We start from the raw sequence: 18,138 nt of genomic DNA on the forward strand, positions 1-18,138 counted from the left end.
GTTTCAGGACGTCGCGCGGCCCCGCCACATGGCTCACGTATCCGCCCACCGTCTCAGCAGGTTGTGATAGATCCCGGTCAGCGCGATGACGCCCGGGTCGTGTGCGCCTTTGTCCGCGGAGAGCTGCTGGATCTGGGTATCGAGCTGAAACAGCAGCGTGCGATCGGCATCGTCGCGCACCATGCTCTGGATCCAGAAAAACGATGCGACGCGCGCGCCGCGCGTGACAGGTGTCACATGGTGCAGGCTCGATGCCGGATAAAGTACGAGATCCCCGGCCGGCAGCTTCGCGCGATGCACGCCGAACGTATCCTCCACGCACAGCTCGCCGCCGTCATACGCGTCCGGCGCTTCTAGAAACAGCGTCGCGGACAGGTCGCTGCGCACGCGGAAATCCGTGCCGCGCAGCAGCCGGATCGCGTTGTCGACATGTGTGCCGAACGCTTCGCCGCCTTCATAACGATTGAACAGCGGCGGAAACACCTTGAGCGGCAGCGCCGCGGAAAAGAACAGCGCGTTGCGCGCAAGCGCATCCTGGATCGCGTCGCCGACCGCGCGTGCCGCGGGCGAGCCTTCCGGCAACTGGCGGTTGCGCTTCGCGAGCGCCGACTGCGCACCGGACGTCGCGTTGCCGTCGGTCCATTCGGCATGGTCGAGGATCTCGCGACATTGTGCGACCTGTGCGCGGGTCAGCACACCGGGAATATGCAGCATCATGCTATGGATTCCAGATTGTTCGTCTGCAGTTTCGCCGCAGCCGCGCGGAACGCGTCGAGCGGGGAAGCCGCGAGGTGCGCGACCATCTTCGCGACGAATGCGGGCGTCGCGGTTGCCGGCACGCGCGCGATCCACGCGAGCGCATCGTCGATTCGGCCGCGCTCGGCGAGCAGCCGCGCATAGTTGAACTGGCCGCGGAAATCGCCCGCAACGGCTGCGCGGCGATAGTGATCGAATGCCGCGTCGGCATCGGCCGCGACGATCCAGCCGTCCTCGTAGAACCCGCCGATCAGGTTGATTGACTTCGCGTGGCCGAGCGTGGCCGCGCGCCGGAACCAGTCGAGCGCTTCGGCGCGATTCTCGTCGACGCCGTTGCCGAGCGCGAGCGCGGTCGCGTAGTTGTACATGCCCCAGTCGAGCCCTGCCTGCGCGGCGAGCCGGTACCAGTAGACGGCGACCGGCGCGCAGGCGGCGGTGCCCCAGCCGAACTCGTAGCAGCGGCCGAGCATGTTCATCGCCATCGGGTGATTCGCCAGCGCGGCATGGCGGAACCACGTGAATGCACCCGCCGGATCGCGCGGCACGCCGTGACCGTCGAGCAGGTATTGCCCGTACACGGCCTGCGCTTCGACGATGCCGTTGGCGGCCGCCACCGCGACCCACGCGGCGGCGCGCTCGGGCGGCCCGGCCAGAATCTCGGCGAACCCGCGCGGCGACACCGACGCGAGCGCCTTCAGCGACACGGTCGCCATCGATCAGTAGCGCGCGTTCAGCGTGACGAACGCCGAGCGGCCCGGCGCGATCGACGCGTAGTGCGCCGGATACGCCTGGTCGAAGTACGTGCGGTTGAACAGGTTGTTCACGTTCAGCTGCAGGTCGAGCTTCTTGTTGATCCGGTACTGCGCCATCGCGTCGAAGCGCCAGTACGACGGCACGGCACGCAGGTTCGCGGGGTCGCCGAATACCTGCGACATGTAGAACGCGCCGCCGCCGACCGTGAACTTCGGCGTCACGTCGTAGTTGGTCCACATCGTGAAGCTGTGCTTCGGCGTGTTCGGGAACGGGTGGCCGTCGTTCGCCGCGTCCTTGCCGTTGTCGCGCAACGCGCTCTTCATGTACGTGTAGCCGCCGAACACCTGCCACTGCTTCGTGATCTGGCCCGCGACGCCGAGCTCGAGACCCTGCACGCGCTTGTTGCCGACCATCGCGTACTGGTTGTTCGGCAGCGTCACGCGCGCGTTCGTCGTATCGATCTGGAACAGCGCGGCCGTCAGCGCGAGCTTGTCGTTCAGCACGTTCCACTTCGTGCCGAGCTCGATGCTGCGGTTCTTTTCCGGCGACATCTGGTCGGCGTTCGGGCCGACGCCGCCGCGCCCCGGGGTCAGCGACTGCGACTCGCTGCCTTCGCCGAGCAGCATGCCGGCCGGCGTCGACGACGTCGCATACGACGCGTAGATGCTGCCGTTCTGCGCCGGCTCGAACACGAGGCCGAGCTGCCAGTTGAACAGCGTGTCGTCGCGCGTGTAGGTCTTGCCGCCGTTTGCCTTGGTGTCGGTGAAGCGCGTCGAATAGTCGTCGACGCGCACGCCGGCGTTCACCAGCCAGCGCGGCGTCAGCTCGATCGTGTCGAAGCCGTAGATCGATTTCGTGACGGTGCGCGCATGCGCGTAGTCGTTGTTGCGCGTGATCGAGCCGGACCACGGATCGTTGGGGTTCGGCGACCACAGGCTCGTGCAGTTGTAGCCCGATGCCGCGCCGATGCCGTTCTGGCAGATCTTGCCGGTATCCGTCGCGACGGTGTACGTGTCGCGCTTGCCCCATTCGCGCGTGAGTTCGACGCCGGTCGTGAAGCTGTGCTTGAACGGGCCCGTGCGAAATTCGCCGAACAGCTCGGTCAGGTTCGCGATGCTGTTGATCGAGCTGTCGCGGTTGTTGTTGCGGCGCCAGACCTTGCCGTTGATCACGTTGCCCTGGCTGTCGTCCGGCTGCGTCCAGATGTAGTCCTGCGTCGATTCCGTATAGCGCGTCGTGTTGCGGATCGTCAGCGACGGCGTGATGTCGTGCTCGATCTTCAGCGTGCTGATGTCCGACGTCGTCTTGCGGAAGTCGCGGTCGATCAGGCCGTAGAAATTGTGACGGTCGACCGGTGCCGGAAAGATCGTGTCGACGTTCGCGGGCTTGTTCGACGTCGTGTAGAAGTACGGGATGCCGCCGTCGGGCATGTCGTCGGTGGACAGGTGGTAGTAGCTCGCGGTGACGCGGGTCGACGTGCCGAGGCCGAACGCGATCGACGGCGCGACGCCCCAGCGCTCGTTGTTGACGGCGTCGCGGCCGGCGACGTCGTTGTTGTGGCTCATCAGGTTCAGTCGGAATGCCGCGTGATCGGCGAACTGCCAGTTGCCGTCGGCCGTGAAGCGGCGGTAGCGGTCGGTGCCGAAGCCCGCGCTCGCGGCGGCCGTCGTGCCGAGGTGCGGGGCCTTCGTGATGATGTTGACGCTGCCGCCCGCGCCGCCGCGGCCGCCGTAAGCGCCGTCCGAGCCTTTCGTGATCTCGATGCGCTCGGTGTTGAAGATTTCGCGGGTGGTCGCGCCGGTGTCGCGCATTCCGTCGACGAAGATGCTGCCCTGCGTGTCGTAGCCGCGGATGAACGGCCGGTCGCCGAGCGGGTTGCCGCCTTCTCCGGCGCCGAACGTGATGCCGGGAGTGGTGCGCAGCGCTTCGGTCAGCGTCGATGCGCCGCTGTTCCGGATCAGTTCCTGCGGGATGACGGTGACGGATTTCGGCGTGTCGACGAGCGGCGCGGTGAATTTCGCCGATGCGGAGAAGTCGGCCTTGTAGCTTTGCTCGGCGCGGCCCTTGATCTCGATCGGCGCGAGATGGCCGTTGCTGCTTGCGGGGGCGGGCGGCGGCGCGCCGTCGGCGAACGCCGGGCTCGCGGCGAGCACGCTGCACAGGGTGGTGAACTTACCGAGCTTCAACTCGTCAGGGCGGGACTTCATGAGCGCTTCGACCTCGTCTGGTGTGGCCCCGGGAGCGATCGCTGCAAGAACGTTGATGCTGCCGGGAATTATTACGATTTGTTTTCAGGTGGCATTCTATGTAATTTCTTATTGAATGAGAAGCGTTCTTGTTCGCATTTGCGAGGAAGTGTTGACGAATGTTTCGGATGGGTTGACGGGGTGGCCGGTGTGCATCGCTAGCCAAGTGGCTGAGTGGGACGCGATCGGCAGAGGGGCTAGAGTGATCGAGTCATGGTGCGTGCTCACTTGATAGCAAAATGCTAGAATGAATGCATTGAAAGCATTTTGATGGAGTGCATCATGCCAGTGATAACCGTCCGAAATTTGCCTGATGAAGTGCATCGCGCCCTCCGAATTCGTGCGGCCAAGCATGGGCGCAGTACGGAGGCGGAAGTGCGTGACATTCTCGAGCAAGCGGTTCGTCCGGAAGGACGTATCAAGCTGGGAACGCTGTTGGCGGAAATCGGGCGGGAGGCAGGGGGCGTCGATCTCGACGTCCAGCGTGACAAGACGCCAACTGAGCCGATGAGCTTCGAATGATCCTTGTTGATACGAACGTAATTTCCGAGCCGTTGCGCCCTGAGCCGTGTGAGGCCGTGATGGAGTGGCTCGACGCACAAAATGTCGAAACGTTGTTTCTTGCCGCGATCAGTCTCGGCGAGTTGAGATTCGGTGTGGCGGCGTTGCCCGAAGGGCGGCGGCGAGACTGGTTGCATCAAAGCATCGAGCAACGTGTCGTGCCGCTGTTTCGAGGCCGGATCTTGCCTTTCGATGAGGCAGCGAGCAAAGCCTATGCGAGCATTCGTGCGCGGGCCCGTGGGGCGGGCAGCGCGATTGCGCCCGCAGACGGCTATATTGCCGCCACTGCCGAGGCGAACGGCTTGATCGTCGCGACGCGCGACAACGCTCCGTTCGAGGCCGCGGGCCTTCGGGTCATCAATCCGTGGGGCGCGTAGCCCACGGTCGCTGGTGGTTGCATCGCCCGCCGACAGATGTAAAAAGAGCGCCGTCGGGCGCGGCGCTCTGTCTGAGGTGCGCGTGTGTCCGGACCGGAGCGGCGGCTTCCCGGGCGCGGCGTTTCTCTCCCGTCAATCAATCCCGTGAAACACTGCGTCCTCCGGCCCGAGATACGCGGGCGGACGCCACGTCGCGTCGCGCATCGAGTGCTGCACGAGGTTCTCGACGCCGAGCAGCACCGCAAAGATCGCCATCCGCACCGGAATCCCGTTGTCGGTCTGCCGGAAGATCGCGAGGCGCGGGTCGCGGTTCAGGTCGACCGACAGGTCGTTCGCACCCGGTCGGCTGTCGCGCGGCAGCGGGTGCATGATCAGCGTGTCGGGCCCGCAGACGGCATCGACGAGCGCCTGGTTGATCTGGAAATCGGGCGTATAGCCTTCGAACGATTCGTCGGTGAAGCGCTCCTTCTGGATCCGCGTCGCGTAGACGACATCCGCGCCCTTCAGGCCGGCGGCGAGGTCGTGCGTCTGTTCGATCACGTGGCCGTTCGTCGAGATCTGGTCGACGATGTACGCAGGCATCTCGAGCGCCGGCGGCGATACGAGCGTGAACTTGAGCCCGCGGTACAGCGCGAGCAGCTTGACGAGCGAATGCACGGTGCGGCCGTACTTGAGGTCGCCGACGAGCGCGATGTGCGCGCCGTCGACGATCTTGCCGAGCCGCGAGAATTCCCGCTGGATCGTGTACAGGTCGAGCAGCGCCTGGCTCGGATGCTCGCCCGGACCGTCGCCGCCGTTGATCACCGGCAGATTGGTCGCGCGCGCGAATTCGGCGACCGAGCCTTTTTCGGGATGGCGGATCACCAGCGCATCGACATAGCCGGACATCACGCGGCTCGTGTCGTAGATCGATTCGCCCTTCGCCATCGACGAGAACGTGAAGCCGGTCGTGTCGCACACCGAGCCGCCGAGCCGGCAGAACGCCGCACCGAACGACACGCGGGTGCGCGTGCTGGCCTCGAAGAACAGGTTGCCGAGCACCGCGCCTTCCAGCACGCGCGAAATCTTGCGGCGCCGCGCGATCGGCTGCATCACATCGGCGACGCGGAACAACGCCTCGACCGAATCCCGCGAGAACTGGTCGACCGACAGCAACTGCGGCTTGCCTTCGAACAGGAACTGCTTCGCGAGTCCTTGTTGATCTACGCTTTGCGTATAGTCGCCGCCTTCCGGCGCGGATCGGTCGACGATCTCCGACACGAAGCGCTCGACGATTTCCGGCATCCCGCGCGACTCCTGCGAATCGTCGGGCAGCAGCCATGTATCCAGCGCGCGCCGGCTGACGCCGATGCGGTTCGCGAAGGTTTCGCGGGTCATGTTGAGGCGGCGCATCGCGTCGCGGAGGAAGGCTTGCTGCGGAACGGTCATCGGCGGTACCTCGCGGGAAAATATACGCGGTGCGTATATTAGTTCGAAGCGGGACGAAGTCAAGGAAAACTTGCGCCGATGGTGGAGCCGAGGCTTGCGACATCTGTCCGGTCCGGACTGGCGCGCGCCGGCGCTCTCCGTATAATCAGATCGGGCCCCGTGTCCTGCGTACCGCAGGGCGCCTTGCCGCAGATGGCTTACCATTCGCCCGCTCGGGCTCACTGACGCGAAGGAGATGGAAAATGACGCGTACGATTGCTGCAATGCTGCTGGTGGTGACCGCCGCGCTTGCTGGTTGCAACACGATTGCTGGCGTGGGCCAGGATATTTCGAAGGGCGGACAGGCGATCAGCGATACGGCTGAAAAGGCGAAGTAAGCCGCCGACGTTAGCCGCGACCTCGACGAGACGCGACGAGCGCCGTGCTGTTCCCGCAAGAGCGGGTCAGCACGGCGCTTTTCGTTTGTGGCGAGTGCGGCGCGGACGCGGCCAAGTCAGCCGCGATCCGCGAACACGTATTGGCCGCCCGCCTTGCGCGGCGAGAACCACACGAAATCGGGAAACAGCCGGTTGCGGACGAAGTAGATGTAAGCCACGAGCGCGATCGAGATCACGATCCCGCCCAGCGAACCGGCGGGATCCGTTGACAGGCGCCCGATCAGCTTGGGTATCTGGACGATCAGCAGCACGATATACGCGTGGTAGACGGCGACCCGGTACGTCGCGAACCCCCAGATGAACAGCAGCGACAGCGACACCGTGATTGCGAGGAACAGCGCGACGATCGCCGTGCCGGCCCCGTCGAGCGGCCCGGTCGAGGCGGCATCGGCGACGAGCGAATAAGCGATCCACAGACTGAACAGCAGTTGAAGGATCCCGAGCGCGACCAGAATGCCGACGTGCAGCTTGTTGCGCCGGCAACGTTCCGGGTCGGGGCGGGACGCGATCAGGTTCGCCAGCACGCGATCCTTGATGCCTTGCCCGGAGAGCGCGGCAAGCACGTCGCCTTTCTTCGAGCCGGACGACAGCATGACCTCGATGGTCGTTTTGGCTTCTTTCCTGTTCATGGATGTTGGGATTGTTTTCGGCGTGTCGGAAGACGCGAATATTGCATCTTGCGACAGCGCACGCAACGGATTTGCGCCGGACGGACACATTCCTACAGCGCTCGCACGATGTGGCGAGCGCGATTCGTCCGGTCAGGCGGCGCTTATGCCGATTGCGCGCCCGCCGCGCGCGAAGTGGCGGCGCGCCGTCGCGTGGCGCCGACCAGCATGCCGGCAATGACGAGCGCGATGCCGGCAAGCCGTGTCGCGTTCAGCGTCTCGCCGAACAGGGCGACAGCGAACAGCACGGCCGACACGGGTGCGATCGCGGTGAACAGTGCGGCCTCGGTGCCGCTCGTGCGCGCCGAACCGGCGTACCAGGCCAGGTAGCCGAGCACGGTCGGCACCAGCGCGTAGTACGCGATCGCCGCGGCCGCGCCTGTCGTCCAGCCTGCGGTGGCCGCATGCCATTCGAATGCGGCCGGAACCAGTGCGAGCACGAAGCCGAGGCCGGACATCGCCGTCGACAGCGCAAGCGGGGCGAGTGGTGCGGCGAGCCGGCGGTTGAGCAGGATGAACACGGCTTCGCATCCGACGGCGGCCAGCACCAGCACGTTGCCGGCGAGCGTCTGCAGCGACGGCAGCGCGTGGCCGGGCGTGAACGTGACGAACAGCACGCCGGACGTCGCGAGCGCGGCGGCCGCCCAGTCGCGCGGCGTCTGCCGTTCGCGCAGCACGACCGCCGCGATCAGCGTCGACATGGCCGGCAGCGTGCCGAGCATCACGCCCGCTTCGAGCGGCGACGACAGCCGCGTACCGGAGATCAGCAGCACCGTATAGCCGACGCCGCCCGCGGCGGCCTGCACGACGAGCAGGACCCAGTCGCGCAGCGAGAGCCGCGGCCAGCGCACCCGCTGCATGCGCATCAATGCGAACAGCAGCGGCGTTGCGATCAGGAAGCGCAGCGCGGTCGCCGTAAACGGCGGCAATCCGTCGGCGGCGATGCGGCTCGCGATGACGGTGCTGCCGACGCCGGTCATCGCGGCGGCGAGGTAGAGGTAGCCGATCAGTCGTGTCTTCATGCCGCGCATCGTCGCGCGGTGACGGGGCATGCGTCTTGAATGAAATTGCAGGGTGAGAGGGATGCGATCGGGGCGGAGCCGCAGTGAGGAAGGGCGGCGAGGGCAGCGAGCGGGTAAGAGAGACGCAGGAACGAACCAGCGGGCGGCAGTAGCGATCAGATCCCGACCCGACCCGACCCGACCCGACCCGACCCGACCCGACCCGACCCGACCCGACCCGATCCGATCCGATCCGGCGGACCCGGCGGATCCTTCGCCGGCTACCGCCTCGCCTGCGCGAACTGCCCGGGCGTGATGCCGAACTGCCGCGCAAACGCCCGCGTCAGGTGGCTCTGGTCGGCGAAGCCCGCCTCGGCCGCCGCATCCACGATCGGCCGGCCGCTCGCGAGCAGCGTGCGCGCGAGCCGCGTGCGCGACTGGATCAGGTAAGCATGCGGCGTGATGCCGACTTCGCGCGCGAAGCCGCGCAGCAGCTGGAAGCGGCTCACGCCGCTCAAATTCGCGAGTTCGGCGAGCGACACCGGCGCGGCGGGCGCCGCATCGAGCCGTTCACGCGCCGCGTGGATCGCTGGCGCGACGCCCGACTGCGGCAGCACGCGGTTCGCATGCCGCGCCAGCAGCCCCGCGACGAGCGTCACGAGCGCTTCGTCGCGCGCGAGCGTCGTATCGTCGCCGCCGACGACGCGTGCGTACAGCCGGCCCACGGCCGCAGCCAGCCGCGCATCGCGCACGGCCGGATGCGCGAGCTCGACGCCGCCGAGCCCTTCGTCGGCCGCGACGCCGAAGACGAGCGCCGGCGCGAGGTACAGCATCCGCCAGCTCCGCTGCGCGTGCGTGCCGAGCGGCGCGCCGTCGTGCATTTCGCCCGGATTGACCATGATCGCGTCGCCGGCCAGCGCGTCGACCTGCCCACGGCCGCTCCACGACCGGTGCGCGCCGCTGACGATCACGCCGACGCCGAATTCGTCGTGCGCATGGCGCGGGAACGCGCGATCTGAATCGAGGCTGATCGCCTCGATGCCTTCGCTTGTACGGCGGTAGTGGGTGACACGATGCATGCGCGCTCCTCGCACGCCGGCACTGGCGTGGATCACACGCACTTTAGCGCGTTCCGGCGGCGCGCGCCCTTCATCCTTTCGGCCGATACCGCGCGCCGCGCGCAACCCGCACCATGTGCCTGAGCAGCGTACATGGCCCGCCGGGCCTGAAGCTGCACGGGAGACGGCAGGTGGAACGACAGGATCCGGTATTCATTCAGGTGGGCGCGCTCGCGGACGGCTTTGCGCCTGACGCGAACATCCTCGCGACGGTCGACGCGCTCGCGGGCCGGACGCTCACGCTCGACCATGCATCCGGCGCATCGCGCATCTATGCGTTCGAGCCGCGCGCGTTGCAATGGCGCGACGCGGCGACCGGCGCACATGGCCGCGAGCCGTGCCGCGTGACGCGGCTGCGCAAGGGGCTGTACTTCGTCGACTACGTCGATTCGGCGGCGCGCGCCACGTCGGTGAGCCTCGTGATCGACCTGGAAAACGGCGTGTGGACATCGGTGACCGGCACGCTGCCGACCGAGGCGGACACGCACGTCGACGCGTTCACGCGCGTCGCGCGGGGGCTGCCGCTGACGGGCGTCGACGTCGCGTTCCGCCATGGCACGCTCGGCGGCCATGCGCGGCCGGGGCCGCTGCATGCGCCGACCCGCGAGCTGATCGGCAAGCGGACGATGTACCGCTACAGCCCGACCGAATGCTACGAGCACATCTACCTGAACGAAAACTTCTACGCGTGGCAGTGCCTGGAAGGCGTCGAGCGCGGGCTCGCGGACGTGGACCGCTGTCACTACATCAAGCTCGCGGACGCGCTGTATCTGTTCGTATGGCGCGAGAAGGTGATCCCGACGCTCGGCGTCGTGCTGATCGACCTCGCGCAGCGCAAGACGGACGGCAAGATCTTCGGCTATCAGGGCGGCGACTTCGGCTCGCTGTCGAATTTCCCGGTCGGCGCGCACGCGCGCGTGCTGAACGAGACCATTCATCCGCTCGACGGCGAGGACGGGCAATGAGCGCCGTGCTCGGCAGCGGCCGTCTCTGCGCCGATTTCGCCGGGCGCGTCGTGCTCGTCACCGGGGCCGCGCAGGGCATCGGCGCGGCGATCGCGCGCCGGTTCGCGCAGGCGGGCGCGATCGTCGCACTGGCCGACCTCAATCGCGACGCTGCCGCCGCGCAGGCATCGGCGATTGCCGACGCGGGCGGGACGGCGCGCGCCTATCGCGTCGATGCGGCGCGCCGCGACGAACTGAATGCGCTCGTCGCGGCGGTCGAGCGCGACGGCGGGCGGCTCGACGTCGTCGTTCACAACGCCGCGTACTTCCCGCTGACGCCGTTCGCGCGGATCGACGAGGCGCTGCTCGAGCGAACCCTGGCGGTCAACCTGTCCGCGCTGTTCTGGCTGGCTCAGGCGGCGTTGCCGGCGTTCCTGCGTGCCCGCGCGGGGCGGCTCCTCGTCACGTCGTCGGTGACCGGGCCGCGTGTCGCGTATCCGGGGCTTGCGCACTACGCGGCGTCGAAGGCGGGCGTGAACGGCTTCATTCGCGCGGCCGCGCTGGAGCTCGCGCGCCGCAACGTGACGGTCAATGGCGTCGAGCCGGGGATGATACGCACGCCGGCCGCGGGGAATCTCGGCGATGCGGCGATCGCGGCGCGGATCGCGCACGATATCCCGCTCGCCAGGATGGGCGAGCCGGAAGACATCGCGAATGCAATGCTGTTTCTCGCCTCCGCGGATGCGGCGTACATCACCGGGCAGACGATCGTCGTCGACGGCGGTGCGACGCTGCCGGAGAGCGGGGTGGTCCTCGGGGAACCGTGACGGCGGGTTTCACGCGCCGTGCGCGGGCGCCGGCAATGAAGATGCCGGCGTCCGCACTACAGCCAGCCGTTCCCGATGAACTCCATGATCGAATAACGGCGGTTGTCGAGATCGTGGCGACGAACGGCTTCGACGATGCGCGACACGCCGTCCGCGTAAGGCGACGCCCCGTACACGCGGGATTCGAATTGCAGGCTGCATGCGCCGTCGTCGATCCGGATCTGGTGGTACGCATGGCGCGTGAGTTCGTCGTCGGGGATGCGAAGCGCGTCGCGCTGGACCGCGGGGTCCCGCACGGAGCGGATCGCGTCAGGCGGCAAGCCGAGCGACTGGCCGATGCTGACGGCGGTTCCGGGCACCGAGGTCTTCGTCGCCTGATGCGACTCGACGACGCTGATCGCGCAATCGCGAAAGAGGTGGCCGCTCGTTTCCAGCATGCTCATGAACTTGAGCATCAGGATGTTCGTGTTCGGACAGAGCACGACCGGGAAGTCGTGCGATCCGGTCTCGAGCTCGGAGCCCGTGGACAGCTCGATGAGCGGTGAGCACGTTGCCTGGCATGCGGCGATCACCGCGGGAAGGGTGCGGCCCGAGCCGGCGTGCACGACGATCGACCTGGCGTCGACGTGCCCGTCGGCGGGCCACGGCATGACTTGGTATGTACTGTCCAGCTTGTGCGAGCGGAGCAACTCGGTCGCCAGCTTGCCGGATCCCACGACGAGCACTTGCATGTATTTGATCGGTTGAGGGTCGATGATCGATCCGGCCGGCCCGTTGCGCGCCATCTGCTGAAACGGCGCGCCGCGCAACGGCCCGACCGGCTCCCGGCATTATGCCCGGATGCCGGCTCGTGCCGCTGGCGCCGGCGGTTCAGCCTGCCGAAACCGTCGGCAGCCACCCGTTCGCCGTGCTTGTCGCCGCAAGCTGTTTCGCGATCGAACGGGCGAGCTTGCCGGTCACCGCGGACACCGTATCGTGCTTCGCTTCCGACACGCCGTGCAGGCCGCCGCCGACCGCCGCCGACGTCGCGAGACGGCCGGCCGCGGCACCGACGCCCGCGGTCTCGGCCATGCCGGGCATGCGGCCGCTGTCCGCGTTGACGGCGAACGTGACGAGCGGCCGCGGCGTGCCGTGCGCCGGCTGGAACAGCACGGTCACCGACGCACCCACTTCGCTCTTGCCCGCGCCGAGTCCGATCAGTACGCGACGCCGGCGATTGCCCGCATCGATCGTCTCGAACCGGCCGTCGACGATCAAGGCGTCGCGGCCGGCAGGCACCGCGCCGTCGACGCGCATCGCGGGCACGCCCTGCGACACGAGTTCGCTGACGAGCGCGTCGGCGAGCTGCTCGCGGGCCTTCAGCGCGGTCTGCTGCCGTTGCGCGTCGGCGGACATGCCGCTCGCCATTGCCATCACCTTTTGGGCGATGCCGCCGTCGAGCTTGACGTCGTCGTTGGCGACGTCGAACGCGGACACGTAGACGACGTCTGCGCGAACCTGGGGCAGTGGGCCGGCTGCCTGAATGCCGCCCTGCGTGGATGCGCAACCGGTCATCACGAGCGTGCCGGCGAGCAGGGCCGCGCAGGAAAGACGTCTGGCGCGGGTGGCGACGCGGGTGGCGAGAGAGGGGAGGGAAACGTTCATGTCGAGATCAGATCCTTGGCCGGATTGAAGTTGCCGATATTTCCGACATGATCAGGATCGCGAACTATCGGGTATCGTCGTGTTGCGATTGGCATCGCACGGGCTTCCGTGCAATGGCGCAACGCTCAGGCGCAAGTATGCGGGGGCGCGGCGCGCTGGGCCACGCGGAAATTATGTCGACTCATGTCACGCGCCCGGCGGCGTGGGGGCAGGCGGGATTCAGGCGGGCAAGTGGGCAAGTGTGCAACGGGCAACAGGCAACAGGCAAGCGGGCAACGGGCAAGCGGGCAAGCGGGCAACGGGCAAGCGGGTAACGGGCAAGTGGATCAGCAGCCAAGCGAGATTCAAGCCGGCAAGCGCGATGACGCATGACCGGGCGGATTCAGCGGCAGCGCGACGACCGCTTCGAGTCCGCCACCTTCACGGTCGCGGAACGTGAGTGCACCGCCGTGAAGGCGCGCGATGCGCTCGACGATCGCGAGCCCGAGCCCCGTGCCGCCGGCATGGCCGCGCGCGTTCGTGCCCCGGCTGAACGGCGCCTTGAGCCGCTCGAGTTCCGCGGCGCCGATACCGGTGCCGCGGTCGCACACCGCGACATAGGCGGTGCCATGCTGCGCCCACGTGCGCACCGTGAGGCCCGTGCGGCCGTAGACGACGGCGTTCTGCATCAGGTTCATCAGCAGCCGCATCACGCTCACGGGCCGGAACGCGAAGGGCGGCACCGCGCCTTCTTCGAACGCGAATTCGTGGCCGAGCCCGGCGAAGTCCGCCACGAGCTGTCCGGCCAGCGCATTGAGATCGCCCGTCTGCGGCGCTTCGCGCTCGCCGCTGCCCGCATAGTCCATGAACTGCTGCAGGATCGTGTCGATCTGGTCCAGATATGCATCGGACGAGGCCACCAATGCGTCGTTGGTGCCGCGCGGGAGCGCCATCGCGATCGCGAGGCGCAATTTGGTGAGCGGCGTGCGGATATCGTGCGAAACGCCGGCCAGCATCAGCGCGCGCGTCGTTTCCGCTTGCTGCAGCGCATCGGTCATCTGGTTGAACGCGCGGCTGACCTGCGCGATCTCGGTCGGCCCGTCGGTCGGCAGCGGCGGCGCCCGCTCGCCGGCGCTCACGCGGCGCGCCGCGCGCGCCAGCTCGCCGAGCGGCCGGTTCAGGTGGCGCTGCAGCAGGTAGCCCGTCAGCACTGCGAGCAGCGCGAGGCCGAGCGACAGCGCGATGGCTGTCGTAATACCGCTCGCCTGGGCATCGGCCGCCATCGGCAGCGCGACCCAGACGGGCGTGCCTGCCGCGTGCAGGCGAATCCACAGACGGTCCTCGTCGCCGGATTGCCAGCGCACCGGCAGGTCGGGCGGCAAGTGACGTTTGGCCGCCTCGACGAACACGTCGCGCTGCCAGGTCCGGAACACGTGCAGCAGGTTCGGGGGCGTCGGCGGGTCGGCCGGCGGCGGCTCGGCCTGCGCGCCGAGCCGCGCGGCCGTCGCACGGCCCGCGTCGGGCGGCATGCCGGCGAGCGTGCGGTCGAGCAGCAGCACGTAGTCCGCGAACACGATCGACGCGCGCTCGATGCGCGGGCGCTGCACGTAATGCAGCAGGACGAAGAGCGAGCAGGCGAGCGACAGCGCGACGAGCACCACCAGCAGCGCAATGTTGCGCGACAGCAGCGAGCGCGGCAGCAGGCGTCGCATCATGGCTCGATGCCGGCCACCAGCATGTAGCCGACGCCCCAGACGGTCTTGATGAAGCGCGGCTTCGCGGGATCGTCCTCGACGATCTGGCGCAGCCGCAGGATCTGCACGTCGACGCTGCGGTCGAGCGCGGCGTGGTCGCGGCCGCGCGCGCGGGCCAGCAGGTTCTCGCGGCTCACCGCGCGGTTCGGCGACGAGCCCAGCGCGTGCAGCAGCAGCATCTGGGCCGAATGAACCTCGACGATCGAGCCGTCGCGCGTCAGCGTTTGCTGGCCGACGTCGAACGTGAAGTCGCCGAAGCGCAGCCGCTGCGACGTCACGGTGGGTTCGCCCGCCGCCATCTTCTGGCGGCGCAGCAGTGCGCGGATGCGGGCGATCAGCTCGTCGGGGAGGAACGGCTTGGCGAGATAGTCGTCGGCGCCCGTATCGAGGCCGACGACCCGGTCCGCGGCGTCGCCTTTCGCGGTGAGCATCAGGATCGGCAGCGTGTGGCCTTCGGCTCGCAGGCGGCGGCACACGCTGAGGCCGTCCTCGGGCTCCATCATCAGATCGAGCACCAGAAGATCGTGAGGCTCGCGCTGCAGCAGGCGGTCGAGCCGCTTGCCGTCGGCCACCGCGCGGACCTGGAAGCCGTGCCCGGTCAGGAAGCGTTGCAGCATGTTGCGCAGCTCCGCTTCGTCGTCGAGCACGATGATTCTGGCTGTCTGCTCCATCGGCTGCCTCCGGCGCTGCGCGCGCGATCGGTCTTTTGTCCGAGGTTACCGGGACGCCATCCGCTGACGCATGAAGGCTTCGATCTGCGCGACGGTCACGTAACCGTTTTGCTGCGTGTCGATCTCGTCGAAATGCTGCGCGACCATCGGCATGCCGGCTGCAGCCTGCTCGCGGGTGAGCTTGCCGTCGTGCGTGGTGTTCGCGGTGGCGAAGCGGGTCTCCAGTTGCGCGATCGCGCGTTCGACGCGTGCGCCCGCACGGGCGCGCGGCGCAACATCCTGCGCCGAGGCCGCTGCTGAAACAATACACAAAACGACGAGGGCAATCATCTTCTTGATGGACTTCATGGGTTTCTCCTTGAGAGGGCCGGCGTTCCGCGCCGGCGGGCGGGTGATGAAACGGATGAAACGTGAGGACGGGGACGACCGGGATGCCGGACTGATGCCCGGTCAGGCCCAGTGCGCGGGGATCCAGACGCGGCCGGCCCAGTGGCCCGGAACCCAGACGGCGGCGCGCGGCGCACGGGTCACGTACGCGACGCGCGGCGCGACGTACACGGCCTTCGGCAACGGCGGGGCCAGATACAGGGCCCTGGGCGGCGGAGGCGTCACATACACCACCTTCGGTGCGGCCGTGACATAGACAGGTTTCGGCGGCGGCACGACGACTACGGTTTTAGGCGGCACGACGACTACGGTTTTAGGCGGCGGGGGCGGCGCGACGACAACGACCTTCGGCGGCGGAGGCGGCGTCACCACGACGGCGCCCGGCGCGGGCGTGACGACCACCGGGCCCGGCGCGGGTGGTGGCGCTGCGACGACGGGACTCGCCACCGGCGGCGGGGGCGCGACGACAACCGCGGCCGGCGGCGGCGCAACCACCACCGGTGCCGGCGCGACGGCTACCGTGGCTCCGACTGCCGCAACGGTGCCGGTCGCCACCGTGCTGCCGTGGATCACCGTCGTCCCGCCCGTCGTGACCGTGCCGCCGTGCACGACCGTCGTGCCGCCCGCCGTCGTCACGACGCCCGGTGCGACGCGCGTCGCGCTGCCCGAATGCGTGACGCTCGCACCGTCCGTGCCGGTCACGGTGCCCGAACGGGAGCAGGTCGACCCCGCGCATTGGGTCGAGGCCGTGTGGCTCGCGCTGTTGCCGTTGGCGCCCGTGATCGTGCCCGTCGACGAATACTGGCCGGGCCCCGATCGCGTCACGCTGCCGGACGTCGTCGCGCTGTGGCCGTCCGAACCCGTCAGCGAGCCCGTATGCGAACAGGTGCCGTCCGCGCAGCTGGTGTCGCCGCTGTGCTGGACCGAGCGTCCGTTGGGGCCGACGGCGGTGCCGCTGTTCGAGAACTGGCCCGGCGCGGTGCGCGTGACGGTGCCGGTGTTGGTCGCGATGCCGCCGGCCGGGCCGATCACGCCGCCCGCATGCGAGCAGCTGCCGCCGCCGCACGTGCCGTAGTGCGCACCGTTGTAGACGCCTCGCGGGGTGTACGCGGTGCCGTGGCCGGACCATCCGGCGAAGGCGGGCGTGCTGACGAGACAGACGAGCGCGGCGGCGCTGGCGAGGTGACGGGATTTCATCGGTTGTCCTTTCGATTCGTTTCCGGAACACGCGGTGGCGTGTCGACGGGACGAACTTTAGGGCGACGATGCACGCGCGTCTCGTCATAAAAGATGTCGCGCTGTTACACGCGGCGGGCGCGCGTCGGTCTGCAGATTGCATGCGCGTGCCGTGCCGGCGACGCAAGCGCGCCGCGTGGCGCGCCTGCCGGCATGCGAGCGCGCGAAACGGGGCGCCACGGGAGCGCGGGCGAGCATTCGGGCAACGAATGCGCCCGCATCGCCGTGACATGCAGCGACATAATTCGCGCGTGGTTTTTCCCGTATCGCAGCACTACAGTGGCCTTCATTCGACGCACGGGCGGTGCATGCCACGCGATGCGTCCCGATTCAACGGAAGGAATGACCCATCATGCTCACGACAGGAAAACTCGCGTATTTCGTCACACTGTTCATCGTCGCCGTCTCGCTAGTCGAGGCAATCGTGCTCACGTGGCGGCGCAGCCGGCAGGCCGCGCCGTTCGACTGGCACGAAGTCTGGCTGTCGCTCGCGGATCTCGCCGGGCGCAAGCTGCTTGCGCTGGTGCCGCTGTCGCTCGCGGCGCCGATCTTCGATTTCGCGTGGACACACCGGCTCTTCACGATCCGGCTCGACAGCGTGCCGCTCGCGCTGCTCGTGTTCGTCGGCCAGGAGTTCTGCTACTACTGGTATCACCGCGCGTCGCACCGGATCCGGTTCTTCTGGGCGACCCACGCCGTCCATCATTCGCCGAACCAGTTGACGCTGTCGTCGGCGTTCCGGCTCGGCTGGACCAGCAAGCTCGCCGGCGCGGCGATGTTCTTCACGCCGCTCGTCTGGCTCGGCGTGCGTCCGGAAGCCGTGTTCGCAATCCTGTCGTTCAACCTGCTGTACCAGTTCTGGCTGCACAACACGTGGATACCGAAGCTTGGCTGGCTCGAGGCCGTGTTCAACACGCCGTCCGCGCATCGCGTGCATCATGCGTCCAACCTCGATTACCTGGATGCGAACTACGGCGGGGTGCTGATCGTGTTCGACCGGCTGTTCGGCACCTATGTCGCCGAGCGTGCCGACGAACCGTGCCGCTTCGGGCTCGTCACGCCGACGCGCTCACGCAATCCGTTCGTGGTCGAATTCGAGCACTGGGCGAGTCTGGCGCGCGACGTCGCGACCGCGCGCGGCTTCCTGACCGCGGCACGTTACGTGCTGATGCCGCCGGGCTGGCGGCCGGGCAACGAGGCCGAAACGACGGAAGCGCTGCGCAAGCGCAGTCTCGCGACCGTGCGGACGGAGGGCTGAACGCGGCGGGGGACTAGCGGACGGTCACCTGCGTTAGGCCGTATGCTTGCGTCTCCGCACGCGTCGCGCACGACGCTGCTGCAATGAATCGAC

The 18,138-nt window shown here is 68.0% G+C and carries 19 protein-coding genes; 6 read left to right on the top strand and 13 right to left on the bottom strand.

Annotation, left to right across the window (positions count from 1 at the left end; genetic code table 11):
• Positions 1–33 precede the first annotated feature (33 nt).
• The 3 genes from ACV229_RS23090 to ACV229_RS23100 are packed head-to-tail and all read right to left on the bottom strand — an operon-like array spanning position 34 to position 3,716.
• Positions 34–717, bottom strand: coding sequence for a Fe2+-dependent dioxygenase (locus tag ACV229_RS23090; protein ID WP_448085421.1), 684 nt, complete (start codon positions 715–717; stop codon positions 34–36).
• Positions 714–1,469: a tetratricopeptide repeat protein gene (locus ACV229_RS23095; protein ID WP_448085422.1), complete on the bottom strand. Its 756-nt coding sequence runs from the start codon at positions 1,467–1,469 to the stop codon at positions 714–716. The genes ACV229_RS23090 and ACV229_RS23095 overlap by 4 nt, the downstream gene beginning before the upstream one ends.
• Before the next feature lie 3 nt (positions 1,470–1,472).
• On the bottom strand, positions 1,473–3,716 hold the full coding sequence (locus tag ACV229_RS23100) for a TonB-dependent receptor (RefSeq protein ID WP_448085423.1): 2,244 nt from the start codon (positions 3,714–3,716) through the stop codon (positions 1,473–1,475).
• 321 nt (positions 3,717–4,037) lie between these two features.
• On the opposite strand from ACV229_RS23100, the gene ACV229_RS23105 reads away from it, so the two are divergent.
• On the top strand, positions 4,038–4,277 hold the full coding sequence (locus ACV229_RS23105) for a FitA-like ribbon-helix-helix domain-containing protein (RefSeq protein WP_448085424.1): 240 nt from the start codon (positions 4,038–4,040) through the stop codon (positions 4,275–4,277).
• Positions 4,274–4,693 carry a PIN domain-containing protein gene (locus ACV229_RS23110; protein WP_448085425.1) on the top strand — a complete coding sequence of 140 codons (420 nt, stop codon included), beginning with the start codon at positions 4,274–4,276 and terminating at the stop codon, positions 4,691–4,693. Before ACV229_RS23105 ends, ACV229_RS23110 begins: the two co-directional genes overlap by 4 nt.
• A 132-nt stretch (positions 4,694–4,825) precedes the next feature.
• Here the strand turns inward: ACV229_RS23110 and ACV229_RS23115 are convergent, their stop codons facing one another.
• On the bottom strand, positions 4,826–6,121 hold the full coding sequence (locus tag ACV229_RS23115) for an aspartate carbamoyltransferase (protein WP_448085426.1): 1,296 nt from the start codon (positions 6,119–6,121) through the stop codon (positions 4,826–4,828).
• 242 nt (positions 6,122–6,363) lie between these two features.
• Between ACV229_RS23115 and ACV229_RS23120 the strand changes: the two genes are divergently transcribed.
• A complete protein-coding gene (locus ACV229_RS23120) occupies positions 6,364–6,498 on the top strand; it encodes an entericidin A/B family lipoprotein (RefSeq protein ID WP_029226154.1) in 135 nt (44 codons plus the stop codon).
• A 116-nt stretch (positions 6,499–6,614) separates the two neighbouring features.
• Here the strand turns inward: ACV229_RS23120 and ACV229_RS23125 are convergent, their stop codons facing one another.
• From ACV229_RS23125 to ACV229_RS23135, 3 genes are all read right to left on the bottom strand, one after another.
• A complete protein-coding gene (locus ACV229_RS23125; RefSeq protein WP_448085427.1) occupies positions 6,615–7,187 on the bottom strand; it encodes a permease in 573 nt (190 codons plus the stop codon).
• A gap of 143 nt (positions 7,188–7,330) precedes the next feature.
• Positions 7,331–8,248 carry a DMT family transporter gene (locus ACV229_RS23130; protein WP_448085428.1) on the bottom strand — a complete coding sequence of 306 codons (918 nt, stop codon included), beginning with the start codon at positions 8,246–8,248 and terminating at the stop codon, positions 7,331–7,333.
• Positions 8,249–8,508: 260 nt separating this feature from the next.
• The gene (locus tag ACV229_RS23135) at positions 8,509–9,306 is read right to left on the bottom strand and encodes an AraC family transcriptional regulator (RefSeq protein WP_448085429.1); all 798 of its coding nucleotides are present in this window, start codon (positions 9,304–9,306) and stop codon (positions 8,509–8,511) included.
• 170 nt (positions 9,307–9,476) lie between these two features.
• On the opposite strand from ACV229_RS23135, the gene ACV229_RS23140 reads away from it, so the two are divergent.
• Positions 9,477–10,310, top strand: a complete 834-nt coding sequence (locus ACV229_RS23140; RefSeq protein ID WP_448085430.1) for a molybdenum cofactor biosynthesis F family protein — start codon at positions 9,477–9,479, stop codon at positions 10,308–10,310.
• Positions 10,307–11,116, top strand: coding sequence for an SDR family oxidoreductase (locus ACV229_RS23145; RefSeq protein WP_448085431.1), 810 nt, complete (start codon positions 10,307–10,309; stop codon positions 11,114–11,116). Before ACV229_RS23140 ends, ACV229_RS23145 begins: the two co-directional genes overlap by 4 nt.
• A 56-nt stretch (positions 11,117–11,172) precedes the next feature.
• Here the strand turns inward: ACV229_RS23145 and ACV229_RS23150 are convergent, their stop codons facing one another.
• The 6 genes from ACV229_RS23150 to ACV229_RS23175 all read right to left on the bottom strand — a co-directional run bounded on the left by ACV229_RS23150 (position 11,173) and on the right by ACV229_RS23175 (position 16,748).
• Positions 11,173–11,847: a dihydrodipicolinate reductase gene (locus ACV229_RS23150; RefSeq protein WP_448085432.1), complete on the bottom strand. Its 675-nt coding sequence runs from the start codon at positions 11,845–11,847 to the stop codon at positions 11,173–11,175.
• Between the two features lie 139 nt (positions 11,848–11,986).
• A complete protein-coding gene (locus ACV229_RS23155; RefSeq protein ID WP_448085433.1) occupies positions 11,987–12,760 on the bottom strand; it encodes a DUF4410 domain-containing protein in 774 nt (257 codons plus the stop codon).
• A gap of 344 nt (positions 12,761–13,104) precedes the next feature.
• Positions 13,105–14,451, bottom strand: coding sequence for an ATP-binding protein (locus ACV229_RS23160; protein WP_448085461.1), 1,347 nt, complete (start codon positions 14,449–14,451; stop codon positions 13,105–13,107).
• Positions 14,451–15,164, bottom strand: a complete 714-nt coding sequence (locus tag ACV229_RS23165; RefSeq protein ID WP_448085434.1) for a response regulator — start codon at positions 15,162–15,164, stop codon at positions 14,451–14,453. Before ACV229_RS23165 ends, ACV229_RS23160 begins: the two co-directional genes overlap by 1 nt.
• A 45-nt stretch (positions 15,165–15,209) precedes the next feature.
• Positions 15,210–15,503, bottom strand: a complete 294-nt coding sequence (locus ACV229_RS23170) for an EF-hand domain-containing protein (protein WP_448085462.1) — start codon at positions 15,501–15,503, stop codon at positions 15,210–15,212.
• A gap of 111 nt (positions 15,504–15,614) precedes the next feature.
• Positions 15,615–16,748, bottom strand: a complete 1,134-nt coding sequence (locus ACV229_RS23175; protein WP_448085435.1) for a hypothetical protein — start codon at positions 16,746–16,748, stop codon at positions 15,615–15,617.
• A 391-nt stretch (positions 16,749–17,139) separates the two neighbouring features.
• On the opposite strand from ACV229_RS23175, the gene ACV229_RS23180 reads away from it, so the two are divergent.
• On the top strand, positions 17,140–18,045 hold the full coding sequence (locus tag ACV229_RS23180; protein WP_448085436.1) for a sterol desaturase family protein: 906 nt from the start codon (positions 17,140–17,142) through the stop codon (positions 18,043–18,045).
• Positions 18,046–18,138: the final 93 nt, after the last annotated feature.

The organism is Burkholderia sp. MR1-5-21 (genome assembly GCF_053427715.1).

Coding starts and splice junctions, on each gene's coding strand:
- ACV229_RS23105 (WP_448085424.1), top strand. CDS start 4,038: ATGCCAGTGATAACCGTCCGAAATTTGCCTGATGAAGTGCATCGCGCC.
- ACV229_RS23130 (WP_448085428.1), bottom strand. CDS start 8,248: ATGAAGACACGACTGATCGGCTACCTCTACCTCGCCGCCGCGATGACC.
- ACV229_RS23100 (WP_448085423.1), bottom strand. CDS start 3,716: ATGAAGTCCCGCCCTGACGAGTTGAAGCTCGGTAAGTTCACCACCCTG.
- ACV229_RS23125 (WP_448085427.1), bottom strand. CDS start 7,187: ATGAACAGGAAAGAAGCCAAAACGACCATCGAGGTCATGCTGTCGTCC.
- ACV229_RS23115 (WP_448085426.1), bottom strand. CDS start 6,121: ATGACCGTTCCGCAGCAAGCCTTCCTCCGCGACGCGATGCGCCGCCTC.
- ACV229_RS23160 (WP_448085461.1), bottom strand. CDS start 14,451: ATGCGACGCCTGCTGCCGCGCTCGCTGCTGTCGCGCAACATTGCGCTG.
- ACV229_RS23165 (WP_448085434.1), bottom strand. CDS start 15,164: ATGGAGCAGACAGCCAGAATCATCGTGCTCGACGACGAAGCGGAGCTG.
- ACV229_RS23120 (WP_029226154.1), top strand. CDS start 6,364: ATGACGCGTACGATTGCTGCAATGCTGCTGGTGGTGACCGCCGCGCTT.
- ACV229_RS23135 (WP_448085429.1), bottom strand. CDS start 9,306: ATGCATCGTGTCACCCACTACCGCCGTACAAGCGAAGGCATCGAGGCG.
- ACV229_RS23095 (WP_448085422.1), bottom strand. CDS start 1,469: ATGGCGACCGTGTCGCTGAAGGCGCTCGCGTCGGTGTCGCCGCGCGGG.
- ACV229_RS23110 (WP_448085425.1), top strand. CDS start 4,274: ATGATCCTTGTTGATACGAACGTAATTTCCGAGCCGTTGCGCCCTGAG.
- ACV229_RS23180 (WP_448085436.1), top strand. CDS start 17,140: ATGCTCACGACAGGAAAACTCGCGTATTTCGTCACACTGTTCATCGTC.
- ACV229_RS23145 (WP_448085431.1), top strand. CDS start 10,307: ATGAGCGCCGTGCTCGGCAGCGGCCGTCTCTGCGCCGATTTCGCCGGG.
- ACV229_RS23175 (WP_448085435.1), bottom strand. CDS start 16,748: ATGAAATCCCGTCACCTCGCCAGCGCCGCCGCGCTCGTCTGTCTCGTC.
- ACV229_RS23155 (WP_448085433.1), bottom strand. CDS start 12,760: ATGAACGTTTCCCTCCCCTCTCTCGCCACCCGCGTCGCCACCCGCGCC.
- ACV229_RS23090 (WP_448085421.1), bottom strand. CDS start 717: ATGATGCTGCATATTCCCGGTGTGCTGACCCGCGCACAGGTCGCACAA.
- ACV229_RS23150 (WP_448085432.1), bottom strand. CDS start 11,847: ATGCAAGTGCTCGTCGTGGGATCCGGCAAGCTGGCGACCGAGTTGCTC.